Raw genomic sequence first — 19,871 nt, forward strand, 5'->3', positions numbered from 1 at the left:
TTCTTCGTACTGGTTGTCGCGGGACGGCCTGCGGCGGATGCTGGGGGTACGGGACGGAGCAGAGGAGGCCTCCATGGCTGCCCACACCTTCCACAGGCCGCGTGCGTCCCAGACGCCCCCACCCGCGTCCCGCGCGCCGTACGTGCCTCATGCGTCGTACGGGTGCACCGAGCCCCACGAGCATTACGCGCCCTACGTGGCCCACGAGCCGTACGAGACGAGCGTGCCCCCGGACCCGCACCCCATCGGGCGGCGCGTGCAGCGCGCCCTGCATCCCGTCAATGCCCGGCTCGACGAGCATCTGCCCGCAGATCACAAGCTCAGCCAGGTGTACCGGGTCGGGGCGGGGCTGACCGGCCTGCTGCTGGTGGTGTTCGGGATCCTGGGCCTCGTCGACCGGATCGGGTTCTTCGACACGGGCGGCGACACGGTGCTGGCGCTGAACACCAACGGCGCGCTGAGCGTCCTGTCGATCTGCATCGGCGGCCTCCTGATCGTCGGGATGGTGGTGGGCGGGACCTTCGCCTCGACGCTGAACATCGTGCTGGGCGTGCTGTTCATCGCGAGCGGGTTCGTGAACCTCGCCCTGCTCGACACGGAGCTGAACTTCCTGGCCTTCAAGATCCAGAACGTGCTGTTCAGCTTCGTCGTCGGCGTGATGCTGATGTGGTTCGGGATGTACGGGCGGGTGGGCAGCGCGCTGCCGCACGACAATCCGTACTGGCGGGCCCGCCACCCCGAGCAGGCGGCCCGGGAGGACCGGGCACGCGCCGCGCGCGGACGGCTCGTGCGGCCCGACACCGTCTAGAGCCGTAGCGGACGGGCGGCGGGCGCGCTTAGCCTGTGCGCATGCCTCGTTACGAATTCCGCTGCCGGACCTGCGACGACACCTTTGAGGTCAGCCGCCCCATGGCCGAGTCCTCCGCTCCCGCCGACTGCCCGGCCGGGCACGCCGACACCGTCAAGCTGCTGTCCGCCGTCGCCGTGGGCGGGTCGAGCAGCGCCCCCGCGCCCGCCCGTCCCATGGGCGGCGGAGGCGGCGGGGGCTGCTGCGGTGGCGGCGGCTGCGGCTGACCGCCGGCCCGGGCCGGCCTGAAAGCCCGGACGCCGACACCCCGCGCCATCCCGCCGCCTCTGCTGGGGCTGCCGCTACCGCTTGCGCGAGAGCGTCAGGCCGTCCGAGATCGCCAGCAGGACGGAGTCCATGCGCGGGTCCGCCGCGACGTGGTCGTTGAAGGCGCGCACGCCCGCCGCCGAGCCGGTGGCCGACTCGTCGAGGACCGTGCCGTGGTACAGCGTGTTGTCGGTGACGATCAGTCCGCCGGTGCGCAGCCTCGGTACGAGCTCCTCCCAGTAGTCGATCTGGCTCTCCTTGTCGGCGTCCACGTAGGCCATGTCGATGTGGGGCTCGGCGGGCATCGCGCGCAGGGTCTCCAGGGCCGGCGCGATGCGCAGCTCGATGCGGTCCGCGACGCCGGCCTCCTCCCAGGCCTCCCTGCCGTACGCCGTCCACTCCTCGGAGACGTCGCAGGCGATGAGGCGGCCGTCGGCGGGCAGTGCCTGGGCCATCGACAGGGCCGAGAAGCCGGTGAAGGTGCCCACCTCGACGATGAGCCGGGCGCCGGTCAGGCGGACGAGGAAGGCCAGCAGCGGCCCCTGCTCCTCCGCGGACTGCATTCCGGCGACGTCGGGGAACGTGGCGTACGTCCTCGCCACCAGCCCCCGCTGGACGGCGTCCAGCGGGGGGTTGTGGTCGAGCATGTACCGGTACAGCTCGTCCGTGATCTTCGTGCTGTTGCCTTTGCTCATGCGTCCAGTCTGCCGAGCCGCCCGGCCTCGCGGGCGAATGCGCGCACTATTTCCTCGCCGGCCAGGACGCCCGCCGCGGGCAGGGCCGTCACCGAGGGCGCCGTCCAGGCCGCGTCGGCCAGTTCGCCGTGACCCGGGCGCCAGGCGGCGTCCGCGGCCAGCAGCAGGTCGGCGTCGAGGAGCGAGTCGCCGGCGGCCAGGGTCGTGGTCGCTCCGGTCCGGCGGGCGACCTCGTGCATCGCCGCGCTCTTGGTGAGCGGACGGGGAACGGCGTAGATCTTCCGGCCCTGGAGGGAGACCGTCCAGCCGCGGGCCCCGGCCCACTCGGTCAGGGACTTGAGCCATTCGTCGGGGACCAGGGCCCGTTCGACGACGAGATAGGCGAAGAGGTCCTCGGCGAGCCGCGCCTTGCGCAGCCACGCCGGGTCGGCGGCGGCCAGCAGGTGCGCGTGGACCTCCTCCAGCGGGGCGCACTCCTCGGCCAGGCGCGCCGCGACCTGCCGCCGCCAGTCGCGGTCCGGCACGCCGTCGACGAGGAGCTGCCCGCCGTTGGCGCAGATCGCGTACCGGGCGGGGCGGCCGGGGAAGCGGATGCGCTGGTACTGCTTGCGCGTGCGGGTGGTGGTGGGGACGAAGACGACGGACGGGTCCTCGGTGAGCTCCGCCAGCAGGGCCGCGGCCGTCTCCGTCATGTAGGACAGCGGCTTGCTCTCGTGGACCTCGACGCACAGCAGCCGCGGGGCCACCGGGTCGGGCATGGTCAGGCCGAGGGCGGCCGCCGAGTAGATGAGCGTGCGGTCGAGGTCACTGGCTACGAGGACGGTCACTTGGAGGCCACAGCCTTTCCGTCGGCGCCGGTGGCGCCGCGCGTGTATCGGGGGTGGATGAGGCCGACACAGGTGTAGGGCAGTCCGTCGACCTCCTCCACCGGGACCCCGCGCTGCTCGGCGAGCAGCCGTACGTGGTCCAGGTCGGCCCCGGCGCCGCGCTGCGCCAGGATCTTCCACGGCACCCGGCGCAGCAGTACGCGGGTGGTCTCGCCGACGCCGGGCTTGACGAGGTTCACGTCGTGGATGCCGTACTCCTCGCTGATCCGCTCGACCGCCGCCCAGCCCTCCCAGGTCGGCGTGCGGTCGGCCGCGAGGAGCTCCTTGACCTCCTCGTCGACGGCGTCCGCCACGTCGTCGAAGTGGGCGGCGACGGCGTCGACGAATTCGACGGAGACGTCGGATCCGGCGAGCTCGCGGTAGAACTTCGCGCCGTGGAAGTCGGCGGGTCCGACCAGGTCGGACCTGAGAACCGTACGCGAGATGAGACCGGAGACGGTGGAATTGAGACAGGCGGACGGGATCAGGAAGTCCTCCCGGGTGCCGTACGTGGGCACGCACGAGCCGGGGTCGGCGAGGACGACGATCTCCGGGTCGAAGCCCGGGAACTCCTCCAGGGCGGCCTTCAGCTCGCGGGTGATGGCGCCCTTGCCGGTCCAGCCGTCGACGAAGACGACGTCGGCGGGATCGTGGTGGGCGGCCAGCCAGCGCAGGGCGTTGGCGTCGATGCCGCGGCCGCGCACGATGGAGACGGCGTAGTGCGGCAGGTCCAGGCCGTGGCGGGCGCGGGCCCAGCGGCGCATCAGGACGCCGACGGGGGTGCCGGCGCGGGCCAGGGAGACCAGGACCGGGGAGGGGGAGCGCTCGGCGAGGACGGTCTCGGTGACCGTGCCGACGGCGCGGGCCACGCGGGCGGCCGAGGCGGCCAGCGCGCTGCGGTAGAGCTCCTGGTACTGGGGCGAGGGCTGGTACTCGACGGGCAGGGACTCGGCGTAGTGCGCGCCGCCGGCCTGGATGGCCTCCTCGCGCTCCTCGGTCGGGGCTTCGAGCCGGACGCCGGAGAGGTCCTGGAGCAGCCAGCCGACGTCCTCGGGGGCGTAGGAGGAGAAGGCGGGGCCGCGCAGGGGCTCGGTCATGATCGGCTCCTGCCGGTGGTCGGGCGTGCGGGAAGGTATGGACGCCAGGGAGGCGAGGGACGCCAGGGGCGGTGTGTAGGACGGGAGGACGGCCAGCACGATGCGGCCGGTGTGCGGGGCGAGGGCCGCGAGGAGTCCCGTGTACAGCTCGGGGGTGTCGCCGGCCGAGTCCACGACGGCGACGACGGTGTCGAAGCCGGCGCCGCCGGACGGGCGGGCGACGTTGTAGGCGTAGCGGTCGCCGGGACCGTCGGCGGGGGTGTCGTGTGCGGGGAAGACGAGCCGGGTGCGGATGGCGTAGCCGGGATCGTCCACGGCGAGCACCGGGGAGCGGGTGGTGGTGGAGAAGCGGACCTCGCGGGCCGCGCCGGCCTCCTCCAGCGCCTTCGCGAGGCGCAGCGGCGCGTACATCAGCTCCTCGTTGCCTAGCACGAGGACCCGTCCGGGCTCGGTGCCGAGCGCGGCCGTGAGCTGCGCGGCGAGGTCCGGCAGGGCGGCTTCCAGGCGCTGCCGGTGCGCGGGGGTGAAGCCGTGTCGGCCGCCGTCGGGCAGCCGGTGCGGCCAGTCCAGGTCGACCCGGACGACGGGCGACGGCACCTGCGCCGCCGGGGCGGGGGCGGTGACGGGAGCGGCGGTGGCGGTCTCGTACTCCTCCACCAGGGCCTGGCCCTTGGCCAGGACTCCGTCCGGGAGGGACACCGTGCCCGAGGCGAGGGCGATCAGGTCCACCCGCGCGCCCAGCTCGGCGGCGAAGGCCGTGAGCCGGTCGCGGTCGGCCGCGGAGCGCATGTCGACGAGGGCGACGACCACGTAGTGCGAGCGGGGGTGGCGGGAGTGCAGGTCGCGGATGGTGTTCAGGACCGTGTTGCCGGTGGAGAACTCGTCGTCGACGAGGACCAGCGGCCCGTCGCCCGCGAGCAGCTCGGGGTTCTCGGGCAGCAGCAGGTGGGAGGTGGCGTGCGAGTGCGCCTCCTCGAAGCCGCCGGCCGTCGCCACGCCGGGCACGGGCCGGCGGGTGGAGTGCAGGTAGGGGGCGGCGGCGAGGCCGTCGGCGACGCAGTGCCCCAGCCCGGTGGCGGTCTCGGCGTAGCCGAGGACCACGGCCGCGGCCGCGCCGTCCTCGCCGAGCAGCGCCCGGACGCGCGTCCCGAGGCCGTACCCGGCGGCGTACACCGTGCGCGGGGACTGCGGGACGTGCTTGCCCAGCACCTGCGAGACGAGCAGGTGCGCTCGCTTGGGGTTGCGCCGCAGGGCCAGCCCGAGCAGCTCCGTCAGCCGCGGGCTCAGCCGCGGGCCCCTTTCGGAGTCGTGCAGGCCGACTCCCAGCCGGCCAGCGACCCACGTACCCGACCACACCTCGTCGATCGTCTTGTCCTTCCTCGTCGTCCGCTTCGGCACCGGCCCCCTCACACCTGGAGCCCGGCCGTGAGCAGGTCGACGAAGCCGACCTGCTCCTTCGCCACACCGAAGACCTCGGCGCGCAGCATGGTGCGCTCGGCCCAGGCCCGGTGGGGCTTCACCTCGTTCATTTTGTTCGTATAAGCGGAACGCATCACTCCGCCGCCGCCGCGCTCGGGCCGCAGGATGTCCTGAGCGTCGCAGAACTCCTCGTGGGAGACCACCGACAGGGCATGCACGGGCGTGACGTGGGCGGGGTGGATGCAGGTCTTGCCGAGCAGCCCGTTGGCCCGGTCGAGTTCGATCTCGCGCAGCAGTCCGTCCAGGTCGTGCTCGATCAGCGCGGTGCGCAGCTCCTCGACGCCCTCCTCCAGGAAGGGGCTGCGGCGCAGTTGGGGCTTGAAGAGGCGCTGCTGGCTGCGGAAGTACTCCCAGACGGGGCCGGTCACGGTGAAGCCGGTGCCGTCGGCCCTGCTGAGGACGTTGACGACGTCCGCGATGACGCCGGCCACGATCTTTACGTCGTAGGCGGTCATGTCGGGGGTGCGGCGCAGCCCGTAGGCGGAGCAGAAGTCGGTCACGCCGAGGCGCAGCGCCAGGACGCGCTCGCGGTGGCTGTTGACCGTGCGGGAGATGCCGGCGAGGGCTTCGACGCGGGTTTCGAGGTGGAGGAGCTCCGGCGTCTCCAGGACGGGCATGGCATACAGCCGGGCCCGGCCGCTCGCGGCTTCCGCGTCGGCGACGGCTTCGAGGAAGGGGATGCCGCGCCGCTCGTCGAACTTCGGGAGTACGAATCCGGCCAGGTGTCGCACCGAGCGGCCGAGGCGGCGCGCCAGGTCCGGGATCTGCTCGGGCGTGCGGACGCGGATGAAGAGCATCGGGAGCCCCGCACCGTCCGCCGCACCGCCGGCGCTGTCGCCGTCGAGGTCGGCGAACTGGCGGACGAGGTTCTCCTCGGCTCCGACGACGTCGGAGTCGCTGATGGAATCCTCCAGGCAGAGGACCATGGAGACGACTCCGCGGCCGGCCTGCTTGCGGATGTCCGCGGCCAGCGCGGGGCGGGTGGCCGGGCTGTAGAGGGTGGCCCCGAGGGCCGCCGCGAGGACGCGGGCGGGCGAGGCCCCGGTGAATTCCGCCGGTTCCTGGTGGAAGAGGTCCTTACGGATCGTGGGCGATACGTGCCCAAAGTGACGCATGTGCTTCCCCCGTACTGCCTCGGCGGCCCAACTGGCATGGCCGGTAATAGTACGTACGAACGTGAGTCAAGAGTTCCTCAAGCACATGAAGTTCAGGTAACCCTCTTGCACCATGCCCAGCTCTCGCGATCGGTACAAGACCCTACGGGGGGCCGCATTGTCCCGCTCCACCCCGGGAGGGCAGGATGACGTGCATGACGCACGCGATGCAGAAGGGCTCGAACATCCCGGTGGCCCCCGTGGCGGTCCGGGCGGTGTTGCGCTGGACCGGCGGCCCCGAGGTGCCGGACGTGGACGCCTCGGCGCTGCTGGTGGGCCCGGACGGCCGGGTGCGTTCGGACGAGGACTTCGTCTTCTACAACCAGCCCCGGCACCCCTCGGGCGCCGTGTGGCGCCTCGGCAAGAAGCAGGTCGGCGACGCGATCACCGACGCCGTCCAGGCGGACCTGCGGGCGGTCACCCCGGCCGTGGACCGGATCCTGGTGGTCGCCTCCGCCGAGGACGTCCCCTTCCAGCGGGTCCGCGACCTGCGGATCCTCCTGTACGACGCCACCGCGACCGGTGGCGCCGAGCCGCTGGCCCACTTCGACGTACGGCCGGAAACCGGTGCGGAGACGGCGCTGATCTGCGGCGAGCTGTACCGCCGGGGCGACGGATGGAAGTTCCGGGCGCTCGGCGAGGGCTACTCCGACGGCCTGGTGGGCCTGGCGACCGACCACGGGATCTCGGTCGACGAGAACGCCGCCGAGCCCGACGCGGGCACGGGCGCCGCCTCCGGCCCCGCTGCCTCCTCGGGGGGGCCGGCTTCGGAGCAGACCACCGCGATGGCCCCGCCGACGCAGGCTCCGCCGACCGCCCAGCCCGCCTACGGGTACCCGCAGCCGGTGTCCCCGGCTCCGGTGCCCGGTCCGGGCGGCGACCCGTCCTTCCGGCTGCCGGTGCAGGGACCCCAATTCATCCGGCGTTGAGGACGCGGGCGGGGCACGGGCACGTGCCCCGGGCGCGGGCCCGGGCGCGCAAGCGTTCCGGGGGCTCCTGCGGTCACCTCTTGGTGCTCTTGTAGCCCCGCCCCCACTGGAGCCCCCAGCCGTACAGCCGGTCCAGTTCGGACTGGAACCCGTACACGAACTTCACCTCGCGCCTGACGACGAGCTCGCCCTTGGCCTTCTCCAGGGAGACGACGGCGCAGGAGCGGGCCTGCGGGTGCCGCTCGTCCAGCGGGATCTCGATCCGCGGGCCCGTCACGGGGAAGAGCGTCACCATGGCGTGCGTCCGGTCGAAGGCCGGGGTCTGGTCGTAGATGTAGACGAAGACCAGCAGCCGCTTGATCTCGTCGGCGTGGTCGAGGTTGATGTAGAGGGTCTCCCCCGAGCCCGATCCGAACCGGTCGTCACCGCTGAGCTTGACGAACGGCGGGTCGTTGAGGTCGCCCAGCAGATTGCCCAGCGGCTGGACGGCGCCGCGGGTGCCGTCGGTCAGCTCGTACAGGCAGCCCATGTCGAGGTCGACGTTGACCATGCCCTGCGTGTGCGCCTGCACCATGTCCGGCTTGAACAGCTTGAACGGGTGGCGCAAGAGCTGGCCGCTCTGGCCCGAGCGGCCGCCGATGTCCGAGGTGCGCATGCGCCAGGACAGATTGACGCGCAGGTTGCCGTGGACGGCGCCCTGCCTGGTGAGCGACACCGTCGATTGGCGTTTGGTCAGCTCGATCGCGTTCGACGAGGCACTGCCCGACTGGAACTGCACGGCACGGCTGCCCATGATGCCGTCGAAGAAGCCCATCCCCTACCCCCCTGATCCCCTGGTCCCCTGGTCCCCGCGAAGCCTACGGAAACGGGGCGGCCCGCCGGGTCCGTGAACCCGGTGGACCGCCCCGCATTGGAGCGTTCCGCATTAACGCCGCGGTCATGCCTCGGCGGTGGAACCCTCCAGTTCCAGGCGCTTGTTGCGGCGCACCGAGGACCAGAAGGAGGCGGCGATCAGCACCACGCCGATGAGGCCGGTGATGATCTCGCTGATCTCGTGCTGGATGGTGACCAGCAGGATGACCGCGAGCGCGCCGATCGCGTAGTGCGCGCCGTGCTCCAGGTAGACGTAGTCGTCCAGGGTGCCCTGGCGGACCAGGTAGACCGTGAGCGAACGGACGTACATCGCTCCGATACCGAGGCCGAGCGCCATCCAGAAGATGTGGTTGGTGATGGCGAAGGCGCCGATGACCCCGTCGAAGGAGAAGGAGGCGTCGAGGACTTCCAGGTAGAGGAAGAGGAAGAACGCGGCCTTGCCGGCGAGGCCGACGGCGGAGACGGGCTTGCCCGCGGCCTTGGCCTTCTCCTCCTCCTCGTGCTCGCGCTCCTCTTCCTCCTCCAGCTTGTCCTCGAAGTACGAGGACAGACCGCCGACGACGAGGTAGGTGATCAGGCCGGCGACGCCGGCGAGCAGCACGGTGGCGGACTTGTCCTGGTGTCCGGTGCTGGTGTGGGCGTTGAGCGCGAAGGTCATGGCAGAGACCAGCAGCGCGATCAGGGCGATGCAGACCGACAGCATGTCGACCTTGCCGAGCTTGGCGAGCGGGCGCTCCAGCCACGTGAGCCACTTGTGGTCACGCTCCTCGAAGATGAAGTCGAGGAAGATCATCAGCAGGAACATTCCGCCGAAGGCGGCGATGGCCGGGTGGGCGTCGGTGACCAGGGCCTCGTACTGCTCGGGCTGGTCCAGGGCCAGTTCGATGGCTTCAATGGGGCCGACCTTCGCACTGATGGCGACGATCGCCACCGGGAAGACCAGCCGCATTCCGAAGACGGCGATCAGGATGCCGACGGTCAGGAAGATCTTCTGCCAGAAGGCATTCATCTTCTTCAGGATTCCGGCATTGACGACCGCGTTGTCGAACGACAGCGAGATTTCGAGGACCGACAGGATCAGCACGACCCCGAACGCCTCCCACCCCCACTGCCACGCGGCAAAGGCAAGGCCGAGCGCCGTGATGGCGAACGACCAGCCGAAGGTTTTCAGAACCACTGGCACCTGGCACCCCATGCGTCTGTGTACGGCTTTACGAAACGTTGACCCCGAAGTCTAGAGCGATGCCCCGGAGCCCTGACGCGTACCCCTGCCCCACCGCCCTGAACTTCCATTCGCCCCCGTACCGGTAGACCTCGCCGAAGATCATCGCGGTCTCGCTGGAAGCGTCCTCGGAGAGGTCGTAGCGGGCCAGTTCCTGGCCGTCGGCCTGGTTGACGACGCGGATGAAGGCGTTGCTGACCTGGCCGAAGCTCTGCCGGCGGGTGTCCGCCTCGTGGATGGAGACCGGAAAGACGATCTTGTCCACATTCGCCGGCACCCGGGTGAGGTCGATGATGATCGACTCGTCGTCGCCGTCGCCCTCGCCGGTGAGGTTGTCCCCCGTGTGTTCGACGGAGCCGTCGGGGCTCGTCAGGTTGTTGTAGAAGACGAAGTAGTCGTCCCCCAGCACCCGGCCGCCGTTGCAGAGCAGCGCGCTGGCGTCGAGGTCGAAGTCGGCTCCCGTGGTCGAGCGCGCGTCCCATCCGAGACCGATCAGAACCCTGGTGAGGTTCGGTGCGGCCTTGGACAGGGAGACATTGCCCCCCTTGGCGAGTGTGACGCCCATGTTGTGGTCCTCCCCGGACGACGGTGTGGCGATGTGACGGTCGAGCGGTCGAGCGGTCGAGCGGTCAAGCGGTGGGGTGCCGGAGCGTACGAAGCAGGTCCGGCGCCGTACACACAGTGCACGGCGCCGGACGGATGCTGCTCTCAGACTCAGACGTTGACGCCGAAGTCCTGCGCGATACCGCGCAGGCCCGAGGCGTAGCCCTGGCCGATGGCACGGAACTTCCACTCCGCACCGTTGCGGTAGAGCTCGCCGAAGACCATGGCGGTCTCGGTCGACGCGTCCTCGGAGAGGTCGTAGCGGGCGAGCTCGGTGTTGTCGGCCTGGTTCACCACGCGGATGTAGGCGTTGCGGACCTGGCCGAAGCTCTGCTGGCGGGTCTCGGCCTCGTAGATCGAGACCGGGAAGACGATCTTGGCGACGTCGCCCGGGACGCCGGCGAGGTTGACCTTGATCGCTTCGTCGTCGCCCTCGCCCTCACCGGTGGTGTTGTCACCGGTGTGCTCGACCGAGCCGTCGGGGCTCTTCAGGTTGTTGAAGAAGACGAAGTTCGCGTCGCTGGCGACCTTGCCCTGGTCGTTGGTCAGGATCGCGCTGGCATCGAGGTCGAAGTCGACACCGGTGGTGGTGCGAGCGTCCCAGCCCAGACCGACGATGACCGCCGTCAGGTTAGGCGCGGCCTTGGTCAGCGAGACGTTGCCGCCCTTGCTGAGGCTGACTCCCACGGGTCCTCCATTGGGTTCTGTGTGGGGCGGTGCCCCGTCGTGCGGTTGCTACCGGATCAACGTTTCGATCCTAGTGACGGGTTCCCGCCTGTAAGCGGTTTTCGCAGGGAACTGCGCGTAACGGCCCGCGCAGAGGCGCTCAGAGGCTGTCGAGCGCCTTGATGTACTCGTTCAGGTCACGCGCGTCCGGCAGTCCGTTGACGACGGTCCAGCGCACCACGCCGTCCTTGTCGATGATGAAGGTGCCGCGGACCGCGCAGCCCTTGTCCTCGTCGAATACGCCGTACGCGCGGGAGGTCTCGCCGTGCGGCCAGAAGTCCGACAGCAGCGGGTACTCCAGGCCCTCCTGCTCCCCGAAGACCCGCAGGGTCGGCACGGAGTCGTTGGAGACGGCGAGGAGCTGGACATCGTCGTTCTGGAAGCGCGGGAGCTGGTCGCGCAGTTCGCACAGCTCACCGGTGCACACACCGGTGAAGGCGAACGGGTAGAAGAGCAGCACCACGGCCTTCTCCCCCCGGAAGTCGGAGAGCCGCACGGTGGCGCCGTGGTTGTCCTTGAGCTCGAAGTCCGGGGCCTTGTCGCCGACCTCGATGGCCATCTCTCGCATCCCTTCGTTCCCGCATCCCTGCGTTGGGCTGTTCGGGTGAGTCAAAGCCTATGGGGTGTTCTGCCCGGCCCCCGGATCCGTCCCAGCGTGCCCGGGCCGTGAAACGCGCACACCCCGCCAACCGGGCTCTACCTGGTCGACGGGGTGTGGAAGCGTGTCCGCTCGGCAGCGGGCGCGGCTCAGCGCTTGGACTTGGCGGCGGTCTTGGGCGTCACCAGCTTGGTGGCGGCCCATTCCTTGCCGACGCTGACGCTCCTGGTCTGCGAGAGACCGGCCGTCTCGGCCGCCTCGCTGATGTCGCTGGCCTCGACGTAGCCGTCACGGCCCGTCTTGGGGGTCAGCAGCAGGATCAGTGCGCCGTCCTCGACCAGCTCGGTGGCATCGACCAGCGCGTCCGTCAGATCGCCGTCGTCCTCGCGGAACCACAGCAGCACCGCGTCGGCGACGTCGTCGTAGTCCTCATCGACGAGTTCGCCGACGTGCTCCTCGACGAGGTCACGGAATTCCTGATCGACGTCGTCGTCGTAGCCGATCTCCTGGACCACCTGTTCGGACTGGAAACCCAGCCGGGCGGCCAGGCTCTCCGCGTGGTCCGCGGTCGCGCTCACGGGGTGCCTCCTGCTCATGTTCGGTGAATGTTCTTCGGCGGCGCGCGTACGCGCAGCATTGGGCGTAGTCCACACGGGCGCGGCGGATCGCGCAAGTACCCGGCCGCCGAGACCGTCGAAACGGTGACGATTGCGGCCGTCTCGCCGCAACTTTCAGGGTGCCCGTGTGCACCTCTGGTGATTCATCCCACACCATTCCAGCTCATTCGCATCGCATGAGGACTTTCCTACCTGTTTGAGGGACGAACGGCCTCCCGGGGCCGCTGACCGGCTTGGGCGTAAGGTTGCGATTTGGTCGCACCCGCCACCCCGCACCGCGGAACCGGACCCGGCCGCACCTGCCGGGTGTCCCCGCCGATCGCAGGGATTACCCAGTGGTACGGATGACGATTACGGCCGAGCGTAAGACCATGGGAGGCGGCGAACACAAGGCACGACTCCCCCGACAGCGAAGGAACAGCGTGGCTTCCGCATCCGATCGCAATCCGATCATCATTGGCGGCCTGCCGAGTCAGGTCCCGGACTTCGATCCGGAGGAGACGCAGGAGTGGCTCGACTCCCTGGACGCAGCGGTCGACGAGCGGGGCCGTGAGCGGGCCCGCTACCTCATGCTGCGCCTGATCGAGCGGGCGCGCGAGAAGCGCGTGGCCGTGCCCGAGATGCGCAGCACGGACTACGTCAACACGATCGCAACCAAGGACGAGCCGTTCTTCCCCGGCAACGAGGAGATCGAGCGCAAGGTCCTCAACGCCACCCGGTGGAACGCGGCCGTCATGGTCTCGCGCGCCCAGCGTCCCGGGATCGGCGTCGGCGGCCACATCGCCACGTTCGCCTCGTCCGCATCCCTCTACGACGTGGGCTTCAACCACTTCTTCCGGGGCAAGGACGAGGGCGACGGCGGCGACCAGATCTTCTTCCAGGGCCACGCCTCCCCCGGTATCTACGCCCGCGCCTACCTCCTGGACCGGCTCACCGAGCAGCAGCTCGACGCGTTCCGCCAGGAGAAGTCGAAGGCCCCGTACGGCCTCTCCAGCTACCCGCACCCGCGGCTGATGCCGGACTTCTGGGAGTTCCCGACCGTCTCGATGGGCCTCGGCCCGCTCGGGGCGATCTACCAGGCGCGGATGAACCGGTACATGGAGGCGCGCGGGATCGCGGACACCTCCAAGTCCCACGTTTGGGCGTATCTGGGCGACGGCGAGATGGACGAGCCTGAGTCGCTCGGGCAGCTGTCGATCGCCGCCCGCGAGGGTCTGGACAACCTGACCTTTGTCGTGAACTGCAACCTGCAGCGCCTCGACGGCCCGGTGCGCGGCAACGGCAAGATCATCCAGGAGCTGGAGTCGCAGTTCCGGGGCGCCGGCTGGAACGTGATCAAGCTGATCTGGGACCGCTCCTGGGACCCGCTGCTGGCGCAGGACCGCGACGGCATCCTGGTCAACAAGATGAACTCCACGCCCGACGGGCAGTTCCAGACGTACGCCACCGAGTCGGGCGCGTACATCCGTGAGCACTTCTTCGGCGGTGACCAGCGGCTTCGCGCGATGGTCGAGAACATGACCGACTACCAGATCCAGCACCTGGGCCGCGGCGGTCACGACCACAAGAAGGTGTACGCGGCGTACGCGGCGGCCAAGGCGCACAAGGGCCAGCCGACGGTGATCCTGGCGCAGACGGTGAAGGGCTGGACGCTCGGCCCGAACTTCGAGGGCCGCAACGCCACGCACCAGATGAAGAAGCTGACGGTCGACGACCTCAAGCGCTTCCGTGACCGCCTGCACATCCCGATCACGGACGCGCAGCTGGAGAGCGGCGCGCCGCCGTACTACCACCCGGGCCGCAATTCGCCCGAGATCCAGTACATGCACGACCAGCGCAGTGCGCACGGCGGCTACGTACCGACCCGCGTGGTGCGCGCCAAGCCGCTGCAGCTGCCGGACGAGAAGACCTACGCGGCCGCGAAGAAGGGCTCGGGCCACCAGTCGATCGCCACCACGATGGCCTTCGTCCGCATCCTGAAGGACCTGATGCGGGACAAGGAGATCGGCAAGCGCTTCGTGCTGATCGCGCCCGACGAGTACCGGACCTTCGGTATGGACGCCTTCTTCCCGAGCGCCAAGATCTACAACCCGCTGGGGCAGCAGTACGAGGCGGTTGACCGCGACCTGCTGCTCGCGTACAAGGAGTCCCCGACCGGCCAGATGCTGCACGACGGCATCTCCGAGGCGGGCTGCACGGCCTCGCTGATCGCCGCGGGCTCGGCGTACGCGACGCACGGCGAGCCGCTGATCCCGGTCTACGTCTTCTACTCGATGTTCGGTTTCCAGCGCACCGGTGACCAGTTCTGGCAGATGGCCGACCAGCTGGCGCGCGGTTTCGTACTGGGTGCCACCGCGGGACGGACCACCCTCACGGGTGAGGGCCTGCAGCACGCGGACGGTCACTCCCAGCTGCTGGCCTCGACGAACCCGGGCTGTGTGGCCTACGACCCGGCCTACGGGTACGAGATCGCGCACATCGTCCAGGACGGCCTGCGCCGGATGTACGGTCCCGAGGCCGAGGACGTCTTCTACTACCTGACCGTCTACAACGAGCCGATCCAGCACCCGGCGGAGCCGGCGGACGTCGACGTGGACGGCATCCTCAAGGGCATCCACCGGGTCTCCCAGGGCGCGTCGGGCTCCATCCCGGCCCAGCTGATGGCGTCCGGTGTGGCCGTGCCGTGGGCGCTGGAGGCGCAGCGGATCCTCGCCGAGGAGTGGAACGTCAGGGCGGACGTCTGGTCGGCGACCTCGTGGAACGAGCTGCGGCGCGAGGCCGTCGAGGTGGAGGAGCACAACCTGCTCCACCCGGAGGAGGAGCAGCAGGTCCCGTACGTGACGCGGAAGCTGTCGGGTGCGGAGGGGCCGTTCGTGGCGGTCTCGGACTGGATGCGCTCCGTTCCGGACCAGATCTCGCGGTGGGTGCCCGGCGCGTACACCTCGCTGGGCGCGGACGGCTTCGGCTTCGCGGACACGCGCGGTGCGGCCCGGCGCTTCTTCCACATCGACGCCCAGTCGGTGGTACTGGCGACGCTGACCGAGCTGGCCAAGGCGGGGAAGGTGGACCGCTCGGCGCTGAAGCAGGCCGTCGACAAGTACCGGCTGCTGGACGTGGCGGCGGCGGACCCGGGCGCGGCCGGCGGCGACGCCTGACCCCTGCCGGGGGCCCGACGGACGGGGTGGGCGCGGGCCGGTCGAGCCCGGGCCTCACCCCGCCCGCCCTCTGCCGACGGCTGGACGCCGCGTGAGCGGTGCTGGGCGCGGGTCCCGGCTCCGGCCGGGGCCCGCGCCCTTTTATGCGTTGCTTACGATGCTGCGCATGAAGGAACCATCCCGCCAGCTGCTGTGGGAGCGGCGGACCCAGACCCCGCTGCTCGTCCTCGCCGTGGCCTTCGCAGTGGCGTACGCCGTGCCCATCGTCGCTCCGGACGCGAGCGCGCGGGTGCACGGCGCCTGCACCTCCGTGGAGTGGGTGGTGTGGGGCGCCTTCGCCGTCGACTACCTGGTGCGGCTGGCCCTCTCGGCGGACCGGCGGCGGTTCGTGCGGACCCACTGGCTGGACCTGGCGGCCGTGGTGCTGCCGCTGGTGCAGCCGCTGCGGCTGCTGCGGCTCGTCGCCACTTTGATGCTGGTGGGCCGGCGGGCCCGGATGGCCCCGCAGATCCAGTTGACGACGTACGTGGCCGGGGCGGTCGTCGGACTGCTGATGTTCGGCTCGCTGGCCGTGCTGAGCGTGGAGCGGGACGCCCCCGAGGGGAACATCAAGAACCTGGGCGACGCCGTGTGGTGGTCCTTCACCACGATGACGACGGTCGGCTACGGCGACCACTCGCCCACCACCGGCCTCGGCCGTGTCCTGGCGGTCGGGCTGATGCTGTCCGGGATCGCGCTGCTCGGTGTGGTGACCGCCAACATCGCCGCGTGGTTCATCTCCCGCTTCGAACGCGACGACCAGGCGGAGCGGCTCCAGCTCGCCGCGATCCGGGAGCTCCAGGCGGAGGTACGGGCGCTGCGCGGCGAGGTCGCCCGCCTGGGCGGCGCCGCGGAAACGGCCACCGCCCCGGCAGCCATCGCCCAGGTGACCACCGCCCCGGCAGTCATCGCCCAGGTGACCACCGCCCCGGCGGCCGCCGCCGGGCCGGGCGACCTCGCCGCGCAGCGTGGGACTACCTCTCCCACACCTTGAAGGCCCGTACCTGGTAAGGGGACTGGGGCAGCCAGACCCCGTCGCCCGGATAGGTCTGGAACTCGCCGGTCTCCGCGCATTCCGCCGACTGGTACGTGGTGACCGGGCGCCCGGTGCGGTTGACCAGCGACTGGGCGCTGGTGCCGGCGGGCAGGGCGGTGCAGCTGTTGATGTCCAGGGTGCTCAGCTCGTGGGTCTGCCGGGTGCCCTTGAAGTCCGGTTTCGCCCACAGGCACAGCTGTCCGCTCGCGCAGGCCCCGAGGCCCGGCGGGCCCGCGGCGTGCGCCGTGGCGGCGGTGCTCGGGATGAGGGCGGTGAGGGCCAGGGCGGTCGCGGCGAGGGTGGTGGTGACGCGCGTGGTTCCACACGTACGCATGACGGGTCAACTCCTTGTGGACGGCGGGCGCCCGGACCGCTTCCGGTGCTCCGCCGACACCACGCTGACCTGCGGTGACGGTTGAGGGGAAGGGGCCCGGGGAGGGTCCACCCTGATAGGCGACAGTCCCGGTGGAACCGTCCGGCGGGCCTTTCGCCCCGTGCGGAGTTGACCCGTCCGGGGCCTGCTCGGAAGCCCGCGCCCGCCCCCTTGGAGCTGCGGGCGCTCCCCGTGGCCGACCCGAACGTGTCATGCGCGACCCGCCGTTCGCGTGCGGCCGTGCCTGCCGGCCGTTCGCAAAACGGCTCAACGGATCGGCCGCGGCGCCGTCGGGCACGGGTAATCTGACCGCCCACCCGGCGTCAGGAAGGAGCCCGGCGGTGACGATCGACAAGCGGACGGCGCCGGCGGCGCCGGTGGGCGGACTGCGCGAACGCAAGAAGCTGCGCACGCGGAGCGCGCTGCTGCGCGCCTCGCTCGCGCTCTTCGTCTCCCAGGGGTACGAGCGCACCACCGTCGACGAGATCACGGCGGCCGTGGCGGTGTCGCAGCGCACCTTCTTCCGCTACTTCGCCAACAAGGAAGAGGTCGTCTTCGCCGTCCAGGACCTGGTGGAATCGCATTTCGTCGCCGAACTGCAGGCCCGGCCGGCGGCCGAGGGGCCCCTGGAAGCGATGCGGGGCGCCGTGCTCGCGGTGTGGGACACCGTCGACGACGCCCTCCGCGAGGTGGTCCCGGTCGACCTCTACATGCGCAGCTACCGGCTGATCGAGTCCACGCCGGCCCTGCTCGCCGTACACCTGCGGCGTTCCACGTGCCTGGAGGAGCGGATCTCCCGGCTGATCGCCGCCCGCGAGGGCCTGGACGTGGACGCCGACCCGCGGCCCCGGGTGGCGGTCGCCGCGTTCTTCGGCGTGATGAGGGTCACGGGGCGGCTCTGGGGACGGGGCGACGACACCAGCGTGGAGGCGATCCGCCGGCTGACGGACACTTACCTCGACGGCATCGGCCCAGCTCTGGCGGGGCGCTGGCACTGAGCCACTCCCGAAACGCGCATTCCGGATCTTTCGCCCAGGCCCTGGCGGCCGCCCGTTCGCCCCGCCCGGGGTCCCACGGTCGGGCGTGAACCCCGTCACCCGGCGCGGCGCGCCCGGAATCGGTCTCCTACGCTGATCCCAGTGAATCTGCCCGGCCTCGCCCACACCACCGTTCCAGGCGCCGACCCGCGCCCGGCCGCCCTGCGCGCCCTGCTCGCGCTGGCGGTCGTCTTCATCATGCTGGCGACCACCGGCTGGACGGCCGTGCACCGGCCGAAGGGCGGCCCGCCGCTGCGGGCCGCGGCCCTCGACGCCTGGTCCAAGGCCCGCTTGGACGGCCGTCCGGTGCCGCCGGCGGACGCCCCCGTGCGCACGGTGGCGCGTTTCTTCGCCGGCCTCGACGGCGCGCAGCGGGCCCGACTCGCCGACGGCTACCCGCTCGTCGTGGGCAACCTCGACGGGGCGCCGATCGCCACCCGCTACCGGGCCAACCGACACGGCCTGGAGAAGGCCCGCCTGGTGGAGGACGCCCGCAGTCGCGACGTCGCGCTGACCCCGGCCGACCGGGCCGAGGCCACCCGGCGCTCCCACCGCTTCGCCTCGCTGGCCGAACCGGGGCGGCAGATCCTCGCGTTCGACCCCACCGGCGGCGGTCGGGTGGCCGAGGTCTTCGGCGACCTCGCCGGCGCCGAGCGGGTCTCGGTGATCGTTCCCGGCGTGGACACCGACCTCCTCACCTTCGAGCGCACCCAGCGCCGGCTGACCTCCCCGGTCGGCATGGCCGAGGCGCTGCACACGGCCGAGCGGGCGGCCGCGCCGAACAGCCGGACGGCGGTCATCGCCTGGGCCGACTACACCGCCCCCACCGGGGTCGGCATGGACGCCGCCACGGGCCGGATGGCCTTCGACGGCGCCGTCCGGCTGAAGGCGCTGACGGTCTCCCTCCCCGGGAATTCGAGCGTGGCGCTGTTCTGCCACAGCTACGGGTCGGTGGTGTGCGGGGTGGCCGCGCACGAGCTGCCGAACCGGGTGACGGACGTGGTGGTGGCGGGCAGCCCCGGCATGCGGGCGGAGAACGTCGCGGGTCTGCGCACCTCGGCACGGGTCTGGGCGACGCGGGACGAGGGCGACTGGATCGCGGACGTGCCGCACCTGGAGGTCGGCGGGCTGGGCCACGGCGCCGATCCGGTGTCCCCGGACTTCGGCGCGCGGCTGCTGTCCTCGGCCAGGGCCAAGAGCCACACCGGCTATTTCGCGCCAGGTACGGACTCGGTGGCCAACTTCGCCAAGATCGGAACCGGGGCGTTCGCTTCCGTTGTGTGCGCGACCGGCGACGACACGTGCCGGCAGGGAATTTCCGGGACAGAGCGGGACTGACGCGCGTAGAGGCGCGGAAAACGGCTCCCGCTTCGAGGGGGACGCGCGGGGGCGGAGCCCTCTACCATGTGGCGCATGGGTGACGTACTGGCCGGAAACCATGCCGTCTGGGAGTTCGACTCGGACTCGGTGCTCATCCGCTTCGCTCGGGGGATGCGAACGCCAAGACTGTGGCAAGCGCTGGGTTCGCGCCGGATCCCCCTGGAAGCGGTGTCCGCTGTGACCGTGACCGCCGGAAGGCGGGACACGGTGGTCCTGCGTGCCGTGCCGCGGCCGGGCGCCGACCCGCTGATGGAGGCCGCCGCCGGACAGCTGAAGGACGCCTGCGACCCGTACCGGATGGTGCTGCCGGGCGAGCGGGCGACGTCGGCCGCCGCGTTCGCCGCCGCCCTGCGCTCCCGGCTCGGGTCCGACGCCGCCGAGCCCGCCCCGCGCTTCCTGGTCGACGTCCCGCAGCCGCCGCTCCAGCTGAAGGCGTACGACGCACGGGTGGGCTTCGACGGCTCGTCGGTCGGCTTCCACTGGTCACGCACCGGTGCCACCGGCACGAAGTGGAAGGCGGGCGACCAGCAGTACCCGCTGGCCGAGCTCACCGGCGTCGAGTGGCGCTCCCCCGGCGGAACCGGCGGTCACCTGCGCCTGCTGCTGCGGGAACCCCAGCAGACCCCGCCCGACCCCCGCCCGGACCACGATCTCGCGACGGCCGTCTTCAGCGTCGGCTACGGGGCGGTCCACGAGTCGCTGCCGTTCGCCGCGGCCGTCCTCGCCGCCACGCGCAGCCGCACCCCGGTCGCCGCCGCACGGGGCCGCTCCGGCGACGAGCGGCTGCGGCACCTGAGCGAGCTCTACTCGGCCGGCCTGCTGACCGACGGCGAGTACGCCGCCCTGCGGGACCGTTTCACCGCCGAGTCCCGCTAGAC

At 71.1% G+C, this 19,871-nt stretch carries 19 protein-coding genes; 8 read left to right on the forward strand and 11 right to left on the reverse strand.

Going from position 1 to position 19,871, the window contains the following annotated elements; translation table 11 throughout:
- Positions 1 to 73: 73 nt before the first annotated feature.
- Complete coding sequence (locus tag AB0F82_RS15660) at positions 74 to 808, forward strand: DUF4383 domain-containing protein (protein WP_362627527.1); 735 nt, start codon at positions 74 to 76, stop codon at positions 806 to 808.
- Between the two features lie 41 nt (positions 809 to 849).
- Complete coding sequence (locus AB0F82_RS15665) at positions 850 to 1,074, forward strand: FmdB family zinc ribbon protein (protein WP_356810339.1); 225 nt, start codon at positions 850 to 852, stop codon at positions 1,072 to 1,074.
- A gap of 75 nt (positions 1,075 to 1,149) precedes the next feature.
- Here AB0F82_RS15665 and AB0F82_RS15670 read toward each other — a convergent pair whose 3' ends face one another.
- From AB0F82_RS15670 to AB0F82_RS15685, 4 genes are read right to left on the reverse strand one after another with little or no spacing between them, the layout of a single operon-like run.
- Positions 1,150 to 1,809 carry an O-methyltransferase gene (locus AB0F82_RS15670; RefSeq protein ID WP_356810340.1) on the reverse strand — a complete coding sequence of 220 codons (660 nt, stop codon included), beginning with the start codon at positions 1,807 to 1,809 and terminating at the stop codon, positions 1,150 to 1,152.
- Positions 1,806 to 2,636, reverse strand: a complete 831-nt coding sequence (locus tag AB0F82_RS15675; protein ID WP_356810341.1) for an HAD family hydrolase — start codon at positions 2,634 to 2,636, stop codon at positions 1,806 to 1,808. The genes AB0F82_RS15670 and AB0F82_RS15675 overlap by 4 nt, the downstream gene beginning before the upstream one ends.
- Positions 2,633 to 5,137 carry a phosphoribosyltransferase gene (locus AB0F82_RS15680; protein ID WP_362627696.1) on the reverse strand — a complete coding sequence of 835 codons (2,505 nt, stop codon included), beginning with the start codon at positions 5,135 to 5,137 and terminating at the stop codon, positions 2,633 to 2,635. Before AB0F82_RS15680 ends, AB0F82_RS15675 begins: the two co-directional genes overlap by 4 nt.
- Positions 5,138 to 5,178: 41 nt before the next feature.
- Complete coding sequence (locus tag AB0F82_RS15685; RefSeq protein WP_356810342.1) at positions 5,179 to 6,366, reverse strand: HpcH/HpaI aldolase/citrate lyase family protein; 1,188 nt, start codon at positions 6,364 to 6,366, stop codon at positions 5,179 to 5,181.
- Between the two features lie 194 nt (positions 6,367 to 6,560).
- Here AB0F82_RS15685 and AB0F82_RS15690 point away from each other — a divergent pair, with 194 nt between their 5' ends.
- Positions 6,561 to 7,334: a TerD family protein gene (locus AB0F82_RS15690; RefSeq protein ID WP_362627531.1), complete on the forward strand. Its 774-nt coding sequence runs from the start codon at positions 6,561 to 6,563 to the stop codon at positions 7,332 to 7,334.
- Positions 7,335 to 7,407: 73 nt separating this feature from the next.
- Here AB0F82_RS15690 and AB0F82_RS15695 read toward each other — a convergent pair whose 3' ends face one another.
- The 6 genes from AB0F82_RS15695 to AB0F82_RS15720 form a co-directional block, all read right to left on the reverse strand.
- On the reverse strand, positions 7,408 to 8,148 hold the full coding sequence (locus AB0F82_RS15695) for a TerD family protein (protein ID WP_362627534.1): 741 nt from the start codon (positions 8,146 to 8,148) through the stop codon (positions 7,408 to 7,410).
- A 123-nt stretch (positions 8,149 to 8,271) separates the two neighbouring features.
- Positions 8,272 to 9,384, reverse strand: coding sequence for a DUF475 domain-containing protein (locus AB0F82_RS15700; protein ID WP_362627699.1), 1,113 nt, complete (start codon positions 9,382 to 9,384; stop codon positions 8,272 to 8,274).
- A gap of 34 nt (positions 9,385 to 9,418) precedes the next feature.
- Positions 9,419 to 9,994 carry a TerD family protein gene (locus tag AB0F82_RS15705; RefSeq protein WP_030657020.1) on the reverse strand — a complete coding sequence of 192 codons (576 nt, stop codon included), beginning with the start codon at positions 9,992 to 9,994 and terminating at the stop codon, positions 9,419 to 9,421.
- A gap of 149 nt (positions 9,995 to 10,143) precedes the next feature.
- Positions 10,144 to 10,719, reverse strand: coding sequence for a TerD family protein (locus AB0F82_RS15710; RefSeq protein ID WP_030657021.1), 576 nt, complete (start codon positions 10,717 to 10,719; stop codon positions 10,144 to 10,146).
- Between the two features lie 139 nt (positions 10,720 to 10,858).
- Positions 10,859 to 11,317 carry a peroxiredoxin gene (locus AB0F82_RS15715; protein WP_030819487.1) on the reverse strand — a complete coding sequence of 153 codons (459 nt, stop codon included), beginning with the start codon at positions 11,315 to 11,317 and terminating at the stop codon, positions 10,859 to 10,861.
- Positions 11,318 to 11,505: 188 nt separating this feature from the next.
- Positions 11,506 to 11,934: a DUF3052 domain-containing protein gene (locus AB0F82_RS15720; protein ID WP_030819485.1), complete on the reverse strand. Its 429-nt coding sequence runs from the start codon at positions 11,932 to 11,934 to the stop codon at positions 11,506 to 11,508.
- Between the two features lie 461 nt (positions 11,935 to 12,395).
- Here AB0F82_RS15720 and aceE point away from each other — a divergent pair, with 461 nt between their 5' ends.
- The gene (gene aceE / locus AB0F82_RS15725; RefSeq protein WP_356810346.1) at positions 12,396 to 15,128 is read left to right on the forward strand and encodes a pyruvate dehydrogenase (acetyl-transferring), homodimeric type; all 2,733 of its coding nucleotides are present in this window, start codon (positions 12,396 to 12,398) and stop codon (positions 15,126 to 15,128) included.
- A 166-nt stretch (positions 15,129 to 15,294) separates the two neighbouring features.
- Complete coding sequence (locus AB0F82_RS15730) at positions 15,295 to 16,161, forward strand: potassium channel family protein (RefSeq protein ID WP_362627539.1); 867 nt, start codon at positions 15,295 to 15,297, stop codon at positions 16,159 to 16,161.
- On the opposite strand, the gene AB0F82_RS15735 is transcribed toward AB0F82_RS15730, so the two are convergent.
- The gene (locus AB0F82_RS15735) at positions 16,142 to 16,537 is read right to left on the reverse strand and encodes a peptidase inhibitor family I36 protein (protein WP_362627542.1); all 396 of its coding nucleotides are present in this window, start codon (positions 16,535 to 16,537) and stop codon (positions 16,142 to 16,144) included. The two genes, AB0F82_RS15730 and AB0F82_RS15735, sit on opposite strands and share 20 nt — an antisense overlap.
- Before the next feature lie 380 nt (positions 16,538 to 16,917).
- On the opposite strand from AB0F82_RS15735, the gene AB0F82_RS15740 reads away from it, so the two are divergent.
- The 3 genes from AB0F82_RS15740 to AB0F82_RS15750 all read left to right on the forward strand — a co-directional run bounded on the left by AB0F82_RS15740 (position 16,918) and on the right by AB0F82_RS15750 (position 19,869).
- Positions 16,918 to 17,574, forward strand: coding sequence for a TetR/AcrR family transcriptional regulator (locus AB0F82_RS15740; protein WP_362627545.1), 657 nt, complete (start codon positions 16,918 to 16,920; stop codon positions 17,572 to 17,574).
- A gap of 237 nt (positions 17,575 to 17,811) precedes the next feature.
- Complete coding sequence (locus AB0F82_RS15745; protein ID WP_362627702.1) at positions 17,812 to 18,951, forward strand: alpha/beta hydrolase; 1,140 nt, start codon at positions 17,812 to 17,814, stop codon at positions 18,949 to 18,951.
- A gap of 75 nt (positions 18,952 to 19,026) precedes the next feature.
- Positions 19,027 to 19,869: a DUF4429 domain-containing protein gene (locus tag AB0F82_RS15750; RefSeq protein ID WP_362627548.1), complete on the forward strand. Its 843-nt coding sequence runs from the start codon at positions 19,027 to 19,029 to the stop codon at positions 19,867 to 19,869.
- Positions 19,870 to 19,871: the final 2 nt, after the last annotated feature.

It is taken from the genome of Streptomyces virginiae, from assembly GCF_040638905.1.
Taxonomy (GTDB): Bacteria; Actinomycetota; Actinomycetes; order Streptomycetales; family Streptomycetaceae; genus Streptomyces; species Streptomyces virginiae_B.